The sequence below is a fragment of the Pseudanabaena sp. PCC 7367 genome (genome assembly GCF_000317065.1).
GTDB classification, from domain to species: domain Bacteria; phylum Cyanobacteriota; class Cyanobacteriia; order Pseudanabaenales; family Pseudanabaenaceae; genus Thalassoporum; species Thalassoporum mexicanum.
The window spans coordinates 575,566-595,125 of the sequence record NC_019701.1 but is presented as its reverse complement, the minus strand read 5'-3'; the positions used below and the strand labels follow the sequence as shown (position 1 = coordinate 595,125).

The 19,560-nt window shown below is 47.7% G+C and carries 12 protein-coding genes and 2 pseudogenes; 9 read left to right on the top strand and 5 right to left on the bottom strand.

Going from position 1 to position 19,560, the window contains the following annotated elements; translation table 11 throughout:
• Window positions 1-145: 145 nt before the first annotated feature.
• Window positions 146-637: a CAAD domain-containing protein gene (locus PSE7367_RS02310; protein ID WP_015163751.1), complete on the top strand. Its 492-nt coding sequence runs from the start codon at window positions 146-148 to the stop codon at window positions 635-637.
• A 169-nt stretch (window positions 638-806) separates the two neighbouring features.
• Here the strand turns inward: PSE7367_RS02310 and PSE7367_RS02305 are convergent, their stop codons facing one another.
• Entirely contained in the window at window positions 807-1,616 is an 810-nt protein-coding gene (locus tag PSE7367_RS02305; protein WP_015163750.1) for an SDR family NAD(P)-dependent oxidoreductase, read from the bottom strand.
• Window positions 1,617-1,941: 325 nt separating this feature from the next.
• On the opposite strand from PSE7367_RS02305, the gene PSE7367_RS02300 reads away from it, so the two are divergent.
• From PSE7367_RS02300 to murD, 3 genes and pseudogenes are all read left to right on the top strand, one after another.
• Window positions 1,942-3,267: a dihydrolipoamide acetyltransferase family protein gene (locus tag PSE7367_RS02300; RefSeq protein WP_015163749.1), complete on the top strand. Its 1,326-nt coding sequence runs from the start codon at window positions 1,942-1,944 to the stop codon at window positions 3,265-3,267.
• Window positions 3,268-3,516: 249 nt separating this feature from the next.
• A pseudogene (gene hisE / locus PSE7367_RS02295) lies at window positions 3,517-3,792 on the top strand (phosphoribosyl-ATP diphosphatase); the annotation flags it as partial.
• 138 nt (window positions 3,793-3,930) lie between these two features.
• Window positions 3,931-5,358, top strand: a complete 1,428-nt coding sequence (gene murD, locus PSE7367_RS02290; protein ID WP_015163747.1) for a UDP-N-acetylmuramoyl-L-alanine--D-glutamate ligase — start codon at window positions 3,931-3,933, stop codon at window positions 5,356-5,358.
• Window positions 5,359-5,674: 316 nt separating this feature from the next.
• Here the strand turns inward: murD and PSE7367_RS22865 are convergent, their stop codons facing one another.
• Window positions 5,675-5,809 carry a hypothetical protein gene (locus PSE7367_RS22865; RefSeq protein WP_264314167.1) on the bottom strand — a complete coding sequence of 45 codons (135 nt, stop codon included), beginning with the start codon at window positions 5,807-5,809 and terminating at the stop codon, window positions 5,675-5,677.
• 115 nt (window positions 5,810-5,924) lie between these two features.
• On the opposite strand from PSE7367_RS22865, the gene PSE7367_RS02280 reads away from it, so the two are divergent.
• Both PSE7367_RS02280 and grxC read left to right on the top strand, forming a co-directional pair.
• Entirely contained in the window at window positions 5,925-7,961 is a 2,037-nt protein-coding gene (locus PSE7367_RS02280) for a peptidoglycan D,D-transpeptidase FtsI family protein (RefSeq protein WP_225882675.1), read from the top strand.
• Between the two features lie 153 nt (window positions 7,962-8,114).
• Entirely contained in the window at window positions 8,115-8,378 is a 264-nt protein-coding gene (grxC, locus tag PSE7367_RS02275) for a glutaredoxin 3 (protein WP_015163745.1), read from the top strand.
• Window positions 8,379-8,584: 206 nt separating this feature from the next.
• Here grxC and PSE7367_RS02270 read toward each other — a convergent pair whose 3' ends face one another.
• On the bottom strand, window positions 8,585-9,373 hold the full coding sequence (locus PSE7367_RS02270) for an alpha/beta fold hydrolase (RefSeq protein WP_015163744.1): 789 nt from the start codon (window positions 9,371-9,373) through the stop codon (window positions 8,585-8,587).
• A gap of 441 nt (window positions 9,374-9,814) precedes the next feature.
• Here PSE7367_RS02270 and grpE point away from each other — a divergent pair, with 441 nt between their 5' ends.
• The 3 genes and pseudogenes from grpE to PSE7367_RS20970 all read left to right on the top strand — a co-directional run.
• The gene (grpE, locus tag PSE7367_RS02265; RefSeq protein WP_015163743.1) at window positions 9,815-10,657 is read left to right on the top strand and encodes a nucleotide exchange factor GrpE; all 843 of its coding nucleotides are present in this window, start codon (window positions 9,815-9,817) and stop codon (window positions 10,655-10,657) included.
• A 124-nt stretch (window positions 10,658-10,781) separates the two neighbouring features.
• Complete coding sequence (gene dnaK / locus PSE7367_RS02260; protein ID WP_015163742.1) at window positions 10,782-12,641, top strand: molecular chaperone DnaK; 1,860 nt, start codon at window positions 10,782-10,784, stop codon at window positions 12,639-12,641.
• Window positions 12,642-12,757: 116 nt separating this feature from the next.
• Window positions 12,758-12,930, top strand: a pseudogene (locus tag PSE7367_RS20970) (DJ-1/PfpI family protein); the annotation flags it as partial.
• 245 nt (window positions 12,931-13,175) lie between these two features.
• Here the strand turns inward: PSE7367_RS20970 and PSE7367_RS02255 are convergent.
• Window positions 13,176-17,381: a DNA-directed RNA polymerase subunit beta' gene (locus PSE7367_RS02255; protein ID WP_015163741.1), complete on the bottom strand. Its 4,206-nt coding sequence runs from the start codon at window positions 17,379-17,381 to the stop codon at window positions 13,176-13,178.
• A gap of 279 nt (window positions 17,382-17,660) precedes the next feature.
• On the bottom strand, window positions 17,661-19,538 hold the full coding sequence (locus PSE7367_RS02250) for a DNA-directed RNA polymerase subunit gamma (RefSeq protein ID WP_015163740.1): 1,878 nt from the start codon (window positions 19,536-19,538) through the stop codon (window positions 17,661-17,663).
• Window positions 19,539-19,560: the final 22 nt, after the last annotated feature.

The window sequence follows — 19,560 nt, the reverse complement described above, 5'->3', positions numbered from 1 at the left end:
AAGTAAACAGAGTAATTCGATCGGCATGTGCTTAATTTGCCTGGTAGATTGCCTAGTAAATTGAAATGGTCTAATGAAATGGTCTAAATAGTCAATTGCCGATCGCATATATTGTGAACTAAGTCTTAGGAAAAGAGAACTAAACATGAGTGAAGAAAAACAAGCAACCAGCCCAGAGCCGGAAGCCACAGAAACAACTGTAATAAAGGATGAAGCGGTGGCTTCGGTAGTAGAAGCGATCGAGCAAAAAGCAGCAGCAGATCTGGCGGTGGCAACCGATACCGTTGGAACAACTGTCACTACTGACGAAACAACTTCAGATGATAAAGATACAGCCACGCAGCAGATTTTCAAAGATCTGGTGAATAAACTCAAGGAACTCTGGCAGAAGTTGACAAGTGCCGAGCAAAAGCCCAGAATAACGAGCGTGGTGATTGTAGTTGTGTCAGTTTTAGCCCTGATTATCACCTCTAAGCTGTTGGAAGTAGTCAACAGTTTGCCTCTGCTCCCACCCTTCCTGGAGTTAGTGGGAATCGGCTATAGCATTTGGTTCATCCAGCGCTATCTATTTCTGGCCGAAACTCGCCAGGAATTGGTGGACAACGTTAAAGGGATTAAGTCCAAAATTCTGGGCTAGTTGCTTTCTGCTCATTTATCTAATCATTTCTGATCATTTAAGTGAACAGCAGCATCTTAATATTTAACATAATATTTAACATATTCAGCATATTATGTTTTTAAATTCACTCTAGGTGATCGCTACTTTTACCAAAGCGATCGCTTACATTTTAACCAGGCTTAAGTTTTCACCCCTGTTTTGACTTGGGGTCGAATATTTGCGCTATGCCCTTCGCCAACACCTCACGGGGCAAGAACCGACCAGCATTCACAATTACCTGATTGCCCAACCCACCAGTTACTACTACCGATTGATTTGACTTCAAGCCCCTCAATGACTCATTTACCACTGCTTGCGGCGTAGCAACCGATCGCGCTGACCCAGAGGTGTTGGGCATCTGGTCGAACCCAGCTACTTTGAAAAATTCAGTTTCCGTAGGCCCTGGGCAAAGGGCTTGGATTTTGATGCCGCGATCGCGGTTTTCTGCCCACAGCGCTTCCGAGAAACTAAGCACAAATGCCTTACTTGCTGAGTAGACAGACATATAGGGGATCGGTTGAAAGCCACCGATCGATGAAAGGTTAATAATATTGCCATTGCCCCGTGCCTGCATCCCCGGCAAAAACTGATAGGTTAAATCCACCAAGGCCAGAATATTAAGCTGGATCATGCTGAGCTGTTTGTGGCGATCGCTGTCGGCAAATTCACCATAATCGCCAAACCCCGCGTTATTAATCAACAAATCGATCGGCCAACCCAGGGCTTGAATTTGATCAAACACATGATCAGTGGCAGCTAGATCAGTTAAATCCTGGGCTAAAAACTCTACCCGCACGCCGTGCTCCTTGCTCAATTGGGTAGCCAGTTGTTGTAACTTATCATCGGATCTGGCCACCAGAAATAGATCAATCTTTTCTTGGGCTAACCGCTGGGCAAACGCTTCACCAATCCCCGCCGATGCGCCCGTAATTAGGGCAGTCTTAATATTTTCTAGCAAGTTTCCCCCTGGAATATTTAAATACCTGAATCGATCGCGGCCTTTTTCAAGCCAAGCTATATTTTGTGATGTTCACGCTCGAAACCGCATCTATCCTCTAACCGAGGCGATCGCTTTACTTTAGGCTTAATTTACTGTCAAATTTACTGCCAACCACTTGGCCAAAAACAACGATTAGGTAAATCCAGGGATACCAAATCAGGTTCAAAAAGGCTTATCATATTTAGTTGCTGTGCTTTACAAATTATTCAATTCATCCGCATCGATCAAGAGCGATCACGTATATCCAGCATCCACCTAAAAGTCCTTATTTGCCTATATTGCTATGATTCACGAAATTTTCATGCCTGCGCTTAGCTCCACCATGACCGAAGGAAAGATTACCTCCTGGGTGAAATCTCTCGGTGACAAAGTCGAAAAGGGCGAAACCGTGGTGATTGTTGAGTCCGACAAGGCAGATATGGACGTAGAAACTTTCTATGAGGGCTATTTGGGCGCGATCGCTGTTCCTGAAGGTGAGGTTGCCCCAGTTGGTGCCGCGATCGCCTATGTGGCAGAAACCGAAGCCGAGATCGAAGCCGCCAAACAAAAAGCAGCCCAATCAACCACTGCCCCCAGCGCTGCCCCTGCTGCCACTAATAATGCTAGTAGCGCTAGTAGTACCAGTAATAATGCTAGCGCCTCCAGCCCTGAAGCAGCGACCACAACTACTACTATTGCTGCACCAGCACGTAAAAAAGGCGATCGGATCATTGCCTCCCCTCGCGCCAAGAAATTAGCCAAAGCCAATAATCTAGATCTAGGCGTGATTAATGGCACTGGCCCCAATGGTCGGATTACGGCGGCGGATGTGGAAGCCCGATTAAAACCATCTACACCCTCTGCCTCTGCCCCGGCTTTGCCTGCCCAACCAGCATCAGCGATCGTGGCAACTACTCCACCGGCGATCGTGGCTGTACCTACGCCTGCTCCGGCGACCGCAACTGTCCAACCGCTATCCACGTTCCAGAATGCAGTAATCCGCAACATGAATTGGAGTCTGGCGGTGCCGACTTATCATGTAGCCTATAGCATTACTACTACGGCGCTGGATGCCCTCTATAAGCAAATTAAGCCCAAGGGCGTAACCATGACCGCGCTGTTGGCTAAGGCGGTAGCAATTACCTTACAAAAGCACCCGTTGCTCAATGCCAGCTACAGCGACCAAGGGATCGCCTACAAGAGCGACATTAATGTGGCGGTGGCCGTGGCGATGGATGATGGTGGTCTGATTACGCCAGTGTTGCCAAAGGCAGACCAGATCGATATTTATAGCCTGTCGCGCCATTGGAAAGAACTAGTTGGCAAAGCCCGCGCCAAGCAATTGCAACCGGATGAATATTCCACTGGCACCTTCACGATCTCAAATCTGGGCATGTTTGGCGTGGATTCTTTTGATGCAATTCTGCCACCTGGTACTGGCGCGATCCTGGCGATCGGTGGTTCCAAACCTCAGCCCGTGATTACTGCTGATGGGGCGATCGCAATTCGCTCGCAAATGAAAGTAAACATTACCTGCGATCACCGCGTGATCTATGGTGCCCATGCGGCACAGTTCTTGCAGGATTTGGCCAAGTTGATTGAAACCAATGCCCAATCTCTGGTGCTATAAGAAGCGCTATTGCAGCAGACTCAATAACTCTGGGCTCCATTGTCATCATCAATTGAGTAAGAACATCAATTCAATTTAAAACATGACAGAAAACATTACAGAGGGCTAAGTGGCGATCGCCCTTAATCCCTGGCTATTCTGGTTGCTGATGCAATGGTTTAGCGAGGCGCTGGGGCGATCCCTCTCTGTTAGTAATTACCAACCAAATAATCAATAGTCAATAAATGATTAATCATGGCTAACCAGATCGATCCGCTCTCAGAACTATTCGCCGTGATTTGCGATCGCCGCGATCACCCCCAGCCCGATTCCTATACTTGTAAGCTATTTGCTGGTGGGGATAATAAAATCCTCAAAAAAATTGGTGAAGAAGGAGCTGAAGTGGTGATGGCCTGCAAGGATGATCAGGCCGATGAGATCGCCTCGGAGGTGGCCGACCTTTTCTATCACACCCTGGTAGCGATGGCGCACCACAATGTGGATCTCGAATTGGTATATGCTAAATTAGCGGCGCGGCGACGCTAGTCAGGTTTGTCGGGTTTAGATAAGCTGACCAGACCAGCCATTTAGTTCGATCGGGATGCTAGCTTGAGCAATTAGCGATCGAGAAGATTTAGAAGATTTAGATTCATCACATCATAAAGATATACACAACGAGAATAAATGCCTAGTGCGTATATTTTAGGATTAGGAAAATCCGGGACTGCAGCAGCTAAGTTGCTAAAAGCCAAGGGTTGGCAGGTTCTAGCCGTTGATGAGGGGAATAGCTCATCATTGCGATCGCGGCAGGAAGAACTAGCGCAGGATGGGATCGCAACTAGCCTGGGGCAAACCTTTCAAGCTGTTTTAAATAATCGCAATGAGCGAGATGCACGAAATGATCAGGCGGCTTCTTTTGAGCCACCCGACTTGGTGGTAGTTAGTCCTGGCATCCCCTGGGACAATCCCGCCCTGGTGGTGGCTAGAGAGCAGGGGTTAGCAATAATTGGTGAGGTAGAACTAGCCTGGCAAAGTCTCCAACAGATCCCCTGGGTGGGTATTACTGGCACAAATGGCAAAACCACTACTACCGCATTGGTGGCTGCGATCTTTCAAGCTGCTGGTTATCACGCACCGGCCTGCGGCAATATAGGTATTCCTGCCTGTGAGATCGCACTCCAGGCATTGCAGCAACCAGATCAAGCACCAGACTGGATTATTGCCGAGTTGAGCAGCTATCAAATTGAATCTGCTTGTAGTATAAGCCCCAAAATTGGCATCTGGACTACTTTTACGCCCGATCACCTCAAGCGTCACCACACGATCGAATCCTATAGCAGCATCAAAGCCAGCCTGATCCATCGATCGCAACAGATTATACTCAATCGGGAAGATCCATATCTGGCAGAGCGGGGCGCAGCATTATGGCCAAATGCGATCTGGTGTGCAACCCATGCAACCCATGGGTCGAATGAGTTGGAATCAGATCATTCGGGGGCAATAATCAAAGACAATTTGGTCATGTTTAACGGTGAGCCAGTGATGTCTCTGGCAAAGTTGCGGTTAATTGGCGATCATAACCGTCAAAACTTGTTAATGGCGGTGGCGGCGGCGCGATTGGCAGGAATTGCGCCAGAGGTGATTGAAAAAGCGGTGGCTGAGTTTCCTGGCGTGTCCCATCGATTGGAACATATTATCGATCATCGCGGTATTAGCCTGATCAACGATAGCAAAGCCACTAATTATGATGCCGCAGAAGTTGCTCTAGATGCCGTAGATGCGCCCGTGGTTCTAATTGCCGGAGGTGATCCCAAAAATGGGGATGCCACTGCCTGGTTAAGAAAAATTAAGCAAAAGGCGATCGCAGTGCTATTAATTGGGGTTGCCGCGCCCAAATTTGCCCAACTACTTGACGAGAATGGCTACAGCGGTTATGAAATAGTCAACCATTTAGATGTTGCTGTACCAAAAGCAGTGGCATTGGCGATCGCTCATCGGGCTAAAGCAGTGCTATTTTCGCCAGCCTGTGCCAGTTTTGACCAATATGCCAACTTTGAGCAGCGCGGTGACCATTTCCGGCAGCTATGCCATGAACTAGATCTAGAGATCTAGACTAATCTGGCCTAGCTCGCTATGATGGCACGATCATCCACCCAATCGAATCAATTGATTAAAAAATAAGTGAATTGGCTGGATTTCTGTGGCTAGATTCAATCGCTATTCGGTATTGCATATTGCACTTAAGGCGATCGACTGGTCTGATTAGCATCCAGGGTAATTAATAGCATTTAACTGCATTTCACTTAATTTATTTCACTTAATTTATTTCACAAAGTGGGAGCAGCTTAATAGCTGTTATCACCTGGCTATCTGGCTATAAAGCTTTAGCGAATAATAGTCCTGAGAGTATTAATTGTTTAACGCTAATCTAAGTTTGGTTGCCATTTGCAATATTCACAATATTCACATATTTACGATCGCCCTTTGACCTGGAATCACCACCCCCGATCGACTTCGTTGCCATAATCAAACAAACACCAGATCTGGCGATCGGTATTGCCAAAGCCTTAAATAAAGCTACCAGGGTCTACTACCCAAAACTTAAAGACCTTAAACTATTACCCAAACAAAGTATTGAATCGGATTTGCGATTGGCTTCTATCCTATAGACCTATACTATGACCACATTTATGCGGCGATCGATCCGTAAGAAAGCACCCCACGCGGATGGGAAAAATGCCAAAAACCACAATCGACAGCCAAGCAGCAGCTCGACTGAATCTAGCGCTAATCGCTCTGATCGAATCGATCGAATCGATCGGCTGGATCGGTCAAATAAGTCAAATAAATCGGCTGGCTCGCGTCGCCTTGAAAAAGCAGCGCCAGATCCAAATAAAATAACCATGCGCCGCTTGGTCTATGTATGGCTAATTTTGTGTTGTGCGGCTCTAGGTCTAGTGGCCAGGCTGGCCTATTTACAGGTGATCGCTACTGCCGAGCTAACTGATCGAGCGAAGCGACAACAGGTCTATACGCTGCGTCCCTTTATCCCGCGCCGATCGATTACCGATCGCAATGGCACGGTGCTGGCCGTGGATAAACCGGTATATACCCTGTTTGCCCATCCCCAGGTTTATAAAGAAAAACCAGAAACGATCGCGGCCAAGCTAGCGCCGATCCTGGAGCAACCCCCCGAAGATCTATTAAAGCTATTGGATCGGGATACCACCTCTGTCCGGATTGAATATTGGTTGACCGAAGCAACTGCCGATCGGATTCATGCTTTGCAGATTGATGGCCTGGATCTAATCCAACAACGCAGCCGGATTTATCCCCAGAAAGAGCTAGTGGCAGGCATCCTCGGCTATGTAAATGTCGATCATGAGGGACAAGCAGGGGTTGAGCGGAGCCAAGAAAAGCTGTTGCGGCGAGATGACCTCACTTCAGATGTGACCCGCGATGGCTATGGCAAATTAATTCCAACTGGGGTTCCGGCTGGGATGATGCGCTCCGATCGCACTAGTTTACAGCTAACCATCGATGCTCGGATTCAGCGCGTAGCCAGACAATCGCTCAAGCGATCGATGGAAGCATTTAGTGCCAAGCGCGGTGCAGTTTTGGTGATGGATGCCCAAACCGGTGGCATGGTGGCGCTGGTGTCGGAGCCATCCTATGATCCCAATCGCTACTATGAAACCGATATCGAGTTGTTTAAGAATTGGGCTGTTTCTGACCTCTACGAGCCAGGCTCAACCTTCAAACCAATTAATGTGGCGATCGCCCTTGAAACTGGTGCGATCATGCCGGATACGGTGGTCGAAGATCAAGGCTCATTGATCATTGGCGGCTGGCCGGTTTCTAACTATGACTTTGAAGACAGAGGTTACGTCGGGCCATTAAGCATCTCGCAAGTGCTCCAGAATTCCAGCAATGTGGGTATGGTTCACATTGTGCAACGGATGCAACCATCGGTTTATTATGGCTGGCTGGAGCGAATTGGCCTGGGTGATATTTCCGGTGTGGATTTACCCTCCGAGACCCCTAGCACCCTCAAACCCCAGGAACAGTTTATTAACTACACGATCGAGCCAGCCACCGCCGCATTTGGCCAGGGTCTATCGCTCACCCCGATCCAGATGATCCAAATGCATGGCATTTTGGCCAGTGGTGGCAAGCTACTTACGCCCCATGTGGTCAAAGCCTTGATTAACGAAGAAGGGGAAGAATATTATCAACCCAAACTAAACCCCCATCGTCAGGTGTTCTCGGCGGCTACTGCCAATAAAGTAGTCGAGATGATGACCGATGTGGTGGAATTGGGCACAGGCCGATCGGTCAAGATTCCTGGCTATCGGTTTGGTGGTAAAACTGGTACAGCCCAAAAAGCCGACCCCAATGGTGGATATGCCGATGCAAAGATTACTAGCTTTGTGGCGATCTTTCCGGCTGAAAACCCCAAATATGTGTTGATGGCAGTTGTGGATGAACCGATCGGTGCGGATGCATTTGGTTCTACGGTGGCCGCACCAATTATCAAGGATGTAATCGAGGATATTATCGTGGCAGAAGGAATTCCACCTAGCCATCCAGAAGAAGTGATTGCGCCAATTATGCCAGCCATCTTAGAAGATGAAGATGAAGATGAGGCGATCGAAACAGACTTAGAAGCACAACCAGATCCAGCCCTATACTCAGATGAGCCTGAGTTTGAGTAAGATCTAAGAATAATCGGATTAACTCTGTCGGGTTTCTATTTGGTTAGTAATTAGTAATTTGTCTCAGATACAAATAATCCAATTCAAATTGAGCAATTATCGATTCGGACTTATGTAAAGCCCTGTGTAGAGCGCTAGTTAAGGAATTTTCCCATGTCTAAGAAAGTAGAGATTTATGTTTGGTCAAGATGTCCATTTTGCATCAGGGCAAAAAGTTTACTTGATCAAAAGGGGATCGATTACATTGAGCATGTAATTGATGGTGATGAGCAAGCCAGAGAGCAGATGGTGGCGCGTGGTTCTGATGGCAAACGATCGGTGCCGCAAATTTTTGTGGATGATCAACATATTCCTGGCGGCTTTGATGGCATCAGTACACTCGATCGCCAGGGTAAGCTGGATGCGTTATTGGTTTAGAGTGGCCTGATTGATGCATTCGGCATTAAGTAAACAGCTATGATCATCAACCAAGCGAGGCCAGCTCATTAGTCATTAGTTATTAGTCATTAGTCATTAGCTCCTTACTGCTACATTGCCTAACTATTTAATCAATCCTTTACCCCGATCGTGATCTTGCATATTTACAGCATATTTACACTATTCAAACCCCGATCTAATCAACTCTAATCAATCAGATCATTTTGTTCTAGCCAGATATCAATATCAGCCAGAAGGCGATCGGGAATTTCCCAGGGTAGCAGGTGGGCAGCTTGGGGATAGCAAATCCAGGTACTGTTGGGTAGCAGGGTGGCAGTTTCCTGGCTGGAAGCGGCGGTAATGTGGCGATCTTGCGCTCCCGCGATCACTAAGCAGGGCTGTTTGATTTTAGTCAATGCCGATCGGCGATCGTAGCCTTGTTTAAGGGCACTGCTAAGCGCCGTCGTTGCCTGGCGGGAAGTTTGCAAAAAGGCAGCAGCACCATACTTAGTGATGTAGGCATAGGTGCGATCGCTGTGGGTTTGAACTAGATAATTAAGCAGCGATCGTCGGCCTATTTGCTTAGGGAATTGCCAGGTGGGGAAAACCTGATTGAGCAGCACCGCCAAACCGGTATTTGCCACCTCATGCCAAACCCCAGTAGGATGTGAGCTCAGTGGCCTAGCGGCTGAAGCGATCAAAATCATCCCAGCAATGCGATCGGGAAATTTCAGCGCCAATTCCAAGGCCAGAATGCCTCCCAATGACCAACCCAGCAAAATAAAGCGGTGGTGGCAATACTCCGGCTGCATAATCAAATTGCTCAGATCGCTTAGGTGATCTTGCATCGCAAAAGCTTGTTTGGCCTTAAACTTGCCATAACCTCTTAGATCAGGAGCCAGGATCTGATAACCTTGGGCGGTCAGATGCTCAGTAAAAATATCCATACAAGCACCATTACCCGGATGTCCATGTAGGCAAAGGAAATTGGCCATAAACTTAAATATATATAATTGAGATGATCAATAGGTAGAGATCTCTACAAAAGGTGTGGCGATCGCTACTTTGCATTGATCCAGGTTTGCAACAATGATAAAGTTATTGCTCCTATTATTGCTTCTAAACAGCATGATCCAGTTAAGGCGATTGGCTAAGCTTTAGTTCATGCTAATCAGAGCTAGAGCATATTTAAGGCAAAATTTTAAGTTATTCTAGCCAGCTAGACCAACAGCCGTTAAACTTCTGCTTAGATAATAATTAGGTGAGATAATTAATTAGATTTGATATTTGCTGAGATTTATCAGCTTTGCTCAAGTCAATCGCTAAAAGATTTATAAACTCAAACATTAGGCTCGATGTAGCCATTAGCTAATCAGGCTAAACCCGCTAAATTAAAATTAAGCGCAATTGCAATATCAAGAGCACGAACTAGTAAAATGATCGACGCAGAAAATCAAGTCCCAGAAGAAGAATTAGAAGAGTTAGAAGAACTCAAAGATGAAGATCTAGATCTAGAATCTTCCCTTGAGGATCTAATTAAAGACGGAGATGCTGCACCGGAAAATGCAGAAACAGCCTTACCAGTTGAGCCAGCTCCTGAAATCGGCGCACCCGCAGCAGATGGGCAAGCGGCAGTAAATGCAGTAAAAAAAGAGAAAGATAAGCTAGCTGCTGATTTAGCTGCAACTAAAGGCAAGACCAATGAGTTAATCGATCAAGTTGGCGCGATGAAAAAACAACTCGACGATCGCAACGGTCAATATATGCGTCTCTACGCTGACTTTGAAAACTATCGCAAGCGTACTGAGCGAGAGAAAGAGGAAGAAGAGGGCAAGATTAGCGCCAAAATCCTCAAAAAATTGCTGCCAGTGGTAGATGACTTCGAACGCGCCCAATCACAGATTAAGCCTAAATCTGATGCTGAAGCTACTATTCACAATAGTTACCAATCGGTGTACAAACAACTGGTAAAATGCCTGAAAGAAGTAGGCATAACACGCATGGCGACATTACGCCAAGAATTTGACCCCCAATTCCATGAAGCGATCGCCCAGGAGCCCACCGCTGAATTTGAAGAAGGCACTGTCATGGAAGAACTACGCCCTGGTTATATGCTCGGCGATCAGATTTTGCGCCATGCCATGGTTAAAGTAGCAGCAGCAATGCCAGGTGGAGCACCAACAACTCAACCACCTCAGCCAGAGGCGACAGCTAATGAAACCGATGCCCAGGAGCCAGGAGCCGACGAATCGATCGACTCTGCCCCACCAGAAAATTAGTTAAGTCAACTTAGAATTTATAAGTTAGACCAAAATTAAATTTAATTCTATCCATATGTTGTGCATAATTTAAGCCAAAAGCGGGTAATCTGGATTTACGAACACGCCTAACGGGACTGCGGTTATGTCAAAAGTTATCGGCATCGATTTAGGAACTACAAATAGTTGTGTAGCCGTTTTAGAAGGCGGTAAGCCAGTGGTGATTTCTAGCTCTGAAGGAGGGCGCACCACCCCAAGTATTATTGGTTTTGCCAAAGATAGTGATGAGCGGATTGTGGGTCAAGTAGCCAAACGGCAAGCGGTGACCAATCCTCAAAACACGATCTTTAGTATTAAGCGATTCATTGGGCGGCGCTGGGACGAAACCGAAGAAGAGCGGCAACGGGTTCCCTATGACACAATGCTTGGTAAAGACGAAACCGTTAATGTCAAGGTTAACGAAGATAAGGAATATACCCCCCAGGAAATCTCGTCTATGATCCTGGGCAAGCTGAAGCAAGATGCCGAGAATTATCTTTCCGAGCCAGTCACCCAGGCAGTAATTACAGTTCCAGCCTATTTCACCGATGCCCAACGGCAGGCCACCAAGGATGCCGGTGTGATCGCGGGGTTGGAGGTGATGCGGATTGTCAATGAACCAACCGCCGCATCCCTGGCCTATGGCTTGGATAAAACCAGCGAAGATCAGATGATTCTGGTGTTCGATTTGGGCGGTGGCACCTTTGATGTATCGGTGTTGCAGCTTGGTGATGGCATTTTTGAGGTTAAGGCCACTTCTGGGAATAACCACCTAGGCGGTGATGACTTTGATTCTTGCGTTGTCAACTGGATGGTGGCAGACTTCAAGGAAGCCGAAGGGATTGACTTGATGGAGGACAAAAGCTCGCTCCAACGCCTCAGGGAAGCAGCCGAAAAAGCCAAAATTGAGCTTTCTAGTGCCCCCAGTACCCTGATTAGTCTGCCATTTATTGCCAGTGATGATTCTGGCCCCAAAACGATCGAAGTAGATTTAACCAGATCCAAGTTTGATGAGTTAACCGCTCATTTGGTTAAGAGCACCCTGGAACCCACAGCCCAGGCTCTCAAGGATGCTGCCCTCACCCCCAAAGAAATCGATCGGATTATTCTGGTGGGTGGTTCGACGCGGATTCCGGCGGTACAAGAAGCGATCGCCAAGTTCTTTGATGGCAAAAAGCCCGACCAGTCCGTTAATCCAGATGAGGCGGTGGCGGTCGGTGCTGCTGTCCAGGCCGGTATTCTGGGCGGTGAAGTAAAAGACCTATTGCTGCTAGATGTGATCCCCCTGTCGATCGGCCTGGAAACCGTCGGCGAGGTGTTCACTAAAATCCTGGAACGCAACACCACCATCCCCACCAGCAAAGGCCAGATATTTTCCACGGCAGTAGATAATCAATCCACCGTCGAAATCCATGTGCTCCAGGGTGAGCGGGCAATGGCCAAGGATAATAAAAGCCTGGGCAAGTTTGAACTAGAAGGGATCAGACCTGCCCCACGCGGCATCCCGCAGATCGAAGTTTCCTTTGACATTGATGCCAATGGGATTCTGAAGGTTTCTGCCCGGGATATTGATACCGATGTGGAGCAGAGTATTAGTATTACCAATACTGGTGGCCTGAGCCCATCCGAGATTGAACGGATGCGGATGGAAGCAGAGGTATATGCCGAAGAAGATGCGATGCGCCGTGAGGTTGCCAATATGCGCAACCAGGCCGAGAACCTGATTCGCACGGTCGAAGAGATCCTCAAGGAAAACGGCCCAACCGTAATTACCGAGAGCTTACGCACGCCAACCCAGAAAAACATTGATGCCCTCAAAGCCTTGCTGCAATCGGATAAGGATGAGATTAGCTACGAGGATATGCAATCTACCCTCAAGCCATTGCAACAATCGCTGTTTGATGTGACCCAAGCGGTGGAGCGTTATTCACAGGTGGAGCGAGTCAAGGATAAGGACGAAGAATAAATAATCTAATTTTATCTATTACACAAGCTTGCAAAGCATGTCCATCCTCTTGAACCAATAATAAACTTAGATCAAAATCGTCTAGGTAGAAAAATACGGTTTTGAGGTAAGGACTTATGGCAGGCAAAGAAATTTTAATGTTGGCGGGTGACTATTGTAGAAGACTACGAAATCATGGTGCCATTTCAAGCGCTGTTAATGGTGGGGCATACCGTTGATGTGGTTTGTCTTGACAAGAAAAGCAGGCGAGACGATCGCCACGGCGGTGCATGACTTTGAAGGCGATCGGATGATCTGCAATCTTCTAAACTTGTCGAGCCGACACAATACCAATAAAAACAGGCTGAATTTAACCCTAAGCTAAGTCCAACCTGTTTATATATTTAGATATTTATATTTATTTGGATATTTAATCCAGTCAAGCCTTAGTTAAGACAAAGGAATCAACATCAACCTAAATCAACTGATTTAAAGAAGAGCCTCTGTTAACCAAGATGACTAACCATTAATCGATGTTCGATCGATTCAGCCATCTTATTCAGGCATATCCTCGATGGTTCCAGGCTCAGTCCCCAATTCGTTTGGAGCTGCACTTATGCTAGGTGGGGCGCTGGGCGGGGCATCAGGATTGTTACCAATCGTGGTGTGATCATCAACTAGCTCATCGGCTAGGTTGGCTTGCGGTGCGATCCCAGGATAGCTGGGCTTACCGCCCACATTGCCCACTAGGCCTTCACCACCAACCAGGTCTTTAACATCATCCCCAATTAGCATATCTGCGCCGCTATTGACCAATTCATTAGCCTGAGATTGATCGGAGATCAATTCCTCGCTACTGCTGGAAATTACATCACGCACATTGTCACGATTGGGCAGATCCTGAGTAAAGCCAACCCCTTCAATTCGATAGTTGCGCGCCGTGTTGTCATCAATGATTACATCATCGGTACTTTCATCAAAGTCAGGGATTGATTCGTAGGAATCATCAATATCCAAAGACATATTGTCATAGGCATTAAAGCCTGTGCCTGCCGGAATCAAGCGACCAATGATCACGTTTTCCTTCAGACCGCGCAACCAATCAGACTTACCTTCGATCGCCGCTTCGGTTAGTACCCTGGTGGTTTCCTGGAAGCTGGCCGCCGAGATAAAGCTATCTGTATTCAAGCTAGCTTTAGTAATCCCCATCAACACAGGCGTATATTCAGCGGGCGCACCGCCAGTAATTTCCATCGCTTCGTTGATTTGTTCAACCTGATGCAGGTCAACCAACTCACCCGGCAATCTGGTGGTATCTCCGCCATCATCAATCCGCACTTTGGAGGTCATTTGCTTGACCACCACTTCAATGTGTTTGTCGGAAATATCAACCCCTTGAGATTGATAAACCGTTTGTACTTCATTGACGAGGAATTCCTGCACCTTTTGCAAACTAATTAAAGCGGCTTCTTTAATCCCAACTTTTTCTTTATGGATATTAAAGAAAATATCAAGAATGTCATGGGGATTTGAAGGCCCATCGGTAAGGGGTTCGGCTGCATCTAGCTGCTGGCCATCGGACACAATTAAGCTCTGTCCTGGATTGATCGAATATTCGGTCAAGGTGCCATCCGCTTCAAGGATCTTCAACTCAAAGTTGTCATCCTCAAAGTAGGTAACCTGAACCGTGCCGGCTCTTTGCGCCAACACACACATTTCCTTGGGTTTGCGTGCTTCTAACAATTCTTCAATTCGGGGTAGACCCTGGATAATATCACCGGTTTTAGCGCGTTCAAATACCAGGAAGGCGAGAATATCACCGCGTTGCACTAGATCAGCATTATCAATTTGCAGCACTGCGCCGGGCGAGATCAAATATGGGCGACCGATCCGTACGATCACTTCGCCATTCTCGATCGCTCTAACCTGACCGGATTCAGACGCGATCGTATTACTGCCCACGGAGTCACCGATCCGCAGCAGATCACCCACCGCTACTTGTGGATCAGCGCAAGGAATACTGATCCGATCTTCTTCCGTAACCACCAGAATCCGCCTGACTAACTCTGCTCCCTCTTTGATCCCGCGTATTTCGCCAGACTGCTTACAAAGGATCTCGGTACGAGCCACAACTTCACCTGGGGCAATTTGTTGCGCCTCTTCTACTAAAATCCTGGTGCGAGTATTGGTCTGGGTTGGGTCGGATGCTGTATCCTGACGGATGATCAAAGACTCTAGAATAACCAGTTGCAATCGCAATAGTTCTGGGTCTTCTTCATCGGCCACAAACTCAATATCAGCGGCAATCTGTGGCGCTTCAGTGTCGATCTCCAATAGCAGTTGGGTACGCAGCAACTCTAGGCCACTGATCGACTTGACGCGCTCGCCGTCTTTATAGGGAATCCGCTGCACTGCTCTGAGCCGAATTGAACTGATCTCAGAGATCGAATCCTGGCTGGGGATCGATGGCTTGTCGGGTACTGAAAATTCCTGAACCGGTCGCAATAGGATTGCTGGCCCTTCTGGGGTTTCGACATACTCAACATAGCGCAGCTCTTCACTGGCTAGGCCAGGTAAGATTTCGGTGCCAGGCTGAGCCAGGGTTTCATTTTTCTTCAGCGCCGATTGGGGATCATCCACCAGGTGCAGATCGCCCGGCTTGATCACAATCTCGCGCAAAATGTCATTTTTCTGGGTCACCTCAACTACACCAGAACTCTGACAGAAGATGTCTTTGACCACTTCGGTACCAGCTTCCAGATATTGACCATCTTCGACCAGCAACAGGGAAATATCCTTATTTACCTCATGGGCTTCTTCAGGAATCCAAAGTAGGGTGCCGCCCTTGAGCACTTCAAAACCCTGTTTAGCTTTGCTGCGTTTGGCAACTTCAAGATCGCCAGAGTATTTAATAATGCCACCGCTGTTGGTGTGGTAGGTATCATCGATTAGCTCGGCCACAACCTGGTTACTGGTGACCTTAGTGCCTGGTGCTGCCTTGAGCAAGAACCGCTGGCCACTGGCAGTATGCAGGATGTAATGCTCTCGACTTTGGCTGACTTCTTCTTCAACCTTAGCCCGATCGAGTACCACCGAGGCGGTGATGATTTCCACTTCGCGGTTATGGCGTGCGTCTTCGTCTTTGAGCCTAACTACGCCACCATGTTCGGTTACCAATTCGGTTACCGCCAACACGTCATCAATCTCAACCCGATCGCCATTTTTGACCACTGGGTCGGCACCGGGCAGCAAGTTATACACCTGACCACCCAGAATCCAAATTAAGCCGCTGCGAGTAGCAATATAGCTGGTGTTACCCTGGCGATCTTTCTTTTCTTCTGGTACTAGGCCAGAGAAGAGGGCTTCCCCAGAGAGGTTAGTTTTTAGCTCTTTTTTGGCCTTTTCGGTACTCTTTTTGGTGCGGCCAGAAATTGCGACTTCAGCCATTAGTTGATCTTTTTCAACTTGCTGACCATCTTGAACTAGCAAGGTAGAACCCTGGGTCACGCTGTAGGATTTCTTGCGTCCTTCCTTACTTTCCAGCATAAATTCGCCTGGAGCCTCAACAATATAGGCATCATCACCATGGCGGGTGCGAATCGGCCGCAAGCGTAAATTCTTAGAAAATTTGATCGAGCCGACAAATTTAGCGCGGCTTTGCTGGGCGATCTCGCCGGTAAATACACCACCGGTGTGGAAAGTACGCATGGTTAGCTGGGTACCAGGTTCACCGATCGACTGGGCGGCAATGATTCCAACCGCTTCGCCGATGTCCACGATTTTGGCATGGGCAAGGCTCCAACCATAACAGGTTTGACAGACCGATCGGGTTGATTCACAGGTCAGCGCCGATCGCACCTTAACTAATTTCACACCAGATTTTTCTACGGCGATCGAAAGTTCTTCCGAGAAACATTGACCTGCCGCTACAATCACCTCACCGGTCTTGGGATCAGTCACATCAATGGCAGCGGTGCGACCAAACAACCGATCTCTGAGCGGGATTAAAACCCGATCGCCATCTTTCATGGCCTGCGTCACCACACCTCTGGTCGTGCCACAGTCGGTTTCTCGAATAATTACATCCTGGGAAACGTCCACCAGACGACGGGTAAGATATCCGGAGTCAGCAGTACGCAACGCCGTATCTACTAAGCCTTTGCGTGCCCCATAGGACGAAATAATATATTCCGTGACCGTTAAGCCTTCCCGGAAATTGGTTTTAATTGGCAAGTCAATGATTGCCCCTTGTGGATCGGCCATTAGACCCCGCATCCCTACCAACTGGCGCACCTGGGAAATGTTACCCCTTGCCCCAGAGAAGGCCATCATATAGACCGAATTCAGGGGGTTATTGACCTTAAAGTTTTTGACCACCTCATTTTTGAGGTTTTCGTTGGTGACATTCCAGGTGTCGATCACTTTCTGGAATCGCTCCACCTCGGTAATTTCACCGCGTGAATAGCGGTTTTCGGTCGCTTCGATTTCCTCTTCCGCCTCTGCCAAGAGTTGCTTTTTGCTGGGCGGAATTTGTAAATCCTCCACACTGATCGAGACCCCCGCTTGAGTTGCATAGCGAAACCCAAGCGCTTTGATCTCATCAGCCATGTAAGCGGCTCTGGCCGTGCCGTGGTGGGTAAAAGCCCAGGAAATTAAATTTTTGAGCTGCTTTTTGTCAACGGTTTGATTGATAAAAACCGCTGGGGTTGTCTTATCTTTTGAGCGATTCGATTCTGCGCCGTTCACTGTTAGATCTGCCATAATATTTTCTGCTATGCCAATGTTATAGAAAAGCTAATTGGAATATAAACTTAGCTAAACCTGGTTAACTCTGGCGATCGAGTTAGCAATCGATCTACCAAAATAAACCAGCTAGATTAAAGTCAATCATCCACCACACCTGATCATTCCGGTCTGAGTTAAGCCTGAAAAAAATGAATTCTCTCCATCCCACAACTACCTGCTGCTAAATAAATCAAATATCAAATATAGAAATATAGAAATATAGGTGCAAATAAATTTTAGGTGCGATCGGCCAAACTAACTGGCCAACGAGTCGAGAATAGCCTGGTTCAAAATCACCCGACCTGGTGTTGTCAGTACATATTGAGAAAGCAAATTACCATCGCTATCCTCCCTGACTCGCAAAGATTTGTAGGTTTTCAACTTAGAACCATCACCACTTTCTTGCACTTCAGGTTCTTCGCCATCGCCGATCCCATCACCTTGAACTTTGCCATCAAAGCGCACCCAGATTTTGGCGTGGAGTTCCACATGTCCCTGTTCGTAGGACATAATTACATCCTTGAAACTGGCATAATAATGGCCAGCACCTTTTTGATTCAGATGATTGTCGGCGGTCAGGTAATAGCAGCCTAGAACCATATCTTGGCTAGGCGTAATAATTGGCCTACCGGTAGCTGGCGACATAATGTTATTCGAGGCCAACATCAATAGTCTGGCTTCGGCCTGAGCTTCTAAGGACAAAGGCACATGAACCGCCATTTGGTCACCATCAAAGTCAGCATTAAACGCTGGGCAAACAAGCGGGTGCAATTGAATGGCGCGGCCATCAACTAAAATTGGCTCAAATGCCTGAATTCCCAATCGGTGCAATGTCGGGGCGCGGTTTAGCATTACCGGGTGATCGCGGATTACTTCTTCTAGCACATCCCACACGGCCGGATCATCCCGTTGGATCAGCTTTTTGGCGGCTTTGATATTGTTGACCAGGCCAGCTTTGATCAAGCGATTGATCACAAATGGCTGAAACAGTTCGATCGCCATTTCCTTGGGCAAGCCGCACTGATGAATGCGCAGATTGGGTCCAACCACAATTACCGATCGGCCGGAATAGTCAACCCGCTTACCGAGTAAGTTTTGGCGGAACCGCCCTTGCTTCCCTTCAATAATGTCAGACAGGGATTTGAGGGGGCGATTGTTGGCACCTACCACGGTGCGGCCACGCCTACCATTATCAATCAGGGCATCAACCGCCTCTTGCAGCATCCGCTTTTCATTCCGGACAATGATTTCCGGTGCCAGAATTTCCTGTAGTCTGGCGAGGCGATTGTTGCGATTGATCACGCGCCGATATAAATCATTGAGATCGCTAGTGGCAAATCGGCCACCATCTAACTGCACCATTGGCCGCAGATCAGGCGGAATTACGGGAATTACTTCCAATACCATCCAATCTGGCTTGGAACCCGTGGCCACAAAGTTGTCCACTACCCGCAGGCGTTTGATTAACTTGGCGCGTTTTTGACCCTTGGAATTGGCAATGTCTTCGCGCAGTTGCTCTGCTTCTTCTTCAAGATTTATATTTTGGAGCAGGTATTGAATTGCTTCAGCACCAATTTCAACCCTAATGCCCTCTAGCTCAGAATCTTCAGCATAGATTTGATCCTCGATCTCCAGCCATTGATCCTCTGTCAGGAGTTGCTTGAACGTAAGATTAGGATGATTGCCCGCATCGGTTACCACATAGGCATTGAAGTAAACAATTTGCTCCACATCCCGCAGCGGCATATCCAGCAAAGTTGCCATATAACTGGGGATGCCCTTGAGATACCAAACATGGGTAACTGGGGCAGCCAACTTGATGAAACCCATCCGATGGCGGCGTACCCGTGATTCAGTTACTTCCACGCCGCAGCGCTCGCAGACAATACCGCGATGGCGCACCCGCTTGTATTTACCACAATGGCATTCCCAGTCTTTGGCTGGGCCAAAAATGCGCTCGCAAAACAACCCATCCATTTCTGGCTTGAGGGTGCGGTAGTTAATGGTTTCTGGTTTGGTCACCTCACCTACAACACTACCATTGGGCAGGATGCGTTCACCCCACTGCCTGATTCTTTCCGGTGAAGCGATCCCTATTTTTACATAATCAAACCGCTGCTCTATTCTTGCCATAGATCTAGAAAGTCCCCAACTT

What these genes read in the sequence shown, in the direction of transcription:
- PSE7367_RS02255 (WP_015163741.1), bottom strand. Translation starts at nt 17,381, where the DNA reads ATGGCAGATCTAACAGTGAACGGCGCAGAATCGAATCGCTCAAAAGAT.
- grpE (WP_015163743.1), top strand. Translation starts at nt 9,815, where the DNA reads ATGATCGACGCAGAAAATCAAGTCCCAGAAGAAGAATTAGAAGAGTTA.
- grxC (WP_015163745.1), top strand. Translation starts at nt 8,115, where the DNA reads ATGTCTAAGAAAGTAGAGATTTATGTTTGGTCAAGATGTCCATTTTGC.
- PSE7367_RS02270 (WP_015163744.1), bottom strand. Translation starts at nt 9,373, where the DNA reads ATGGCCAATTTCCTTTGCCTACATGGACATCCGGGTAATGGTGCTTGT.
- PSE7367_RS02280 (WP_225882675.1), top strand. Translation starts at nt 5,925, where the DNA reads ATGACCACATTTATGCGGCGATCGATCCGTAAGAAAGCACCCCACGCG.
- PSE7367_RS02300 (WP_015163749.1), top strand. Translation starts at nt 1,942, where the DNA reads ATGATTCACGAAATTTTCATGCCTGCGCTTAGCTCCACCATGACCGAA.
- PSE7367_RS02250 (WP_015163740.1), bottom strand. Translation starts at nt 19,538, where the DNA reads ATGGCAAGAATAGAGCAGCGGTTTGATTATGTAAAAATAGGGATCGCT.
- PSE7367_RS02310 (WP_015163751.1), top strand. Translation starts at nt 146, where the DNA reads ATGAGTGAAGAAAAACAAGCAACCAGCCCAGAGCCGGAAGCCACAGAA.
- dnaK (WP_015163742.1), top strand. Translation starts at nt 10,782, where the DNA reads ATGTCAAAAGTTATCGGCATCGATTTAGGAACTACAAATAGTTGTGTA.
- murD (WP_015163747.1), top strand. Translation starts at nt 3,931, where the DNA reads ATGCCTAGTGCGTATATTTTAGGATTAGGAAAATCCGGGACTGCAGCA.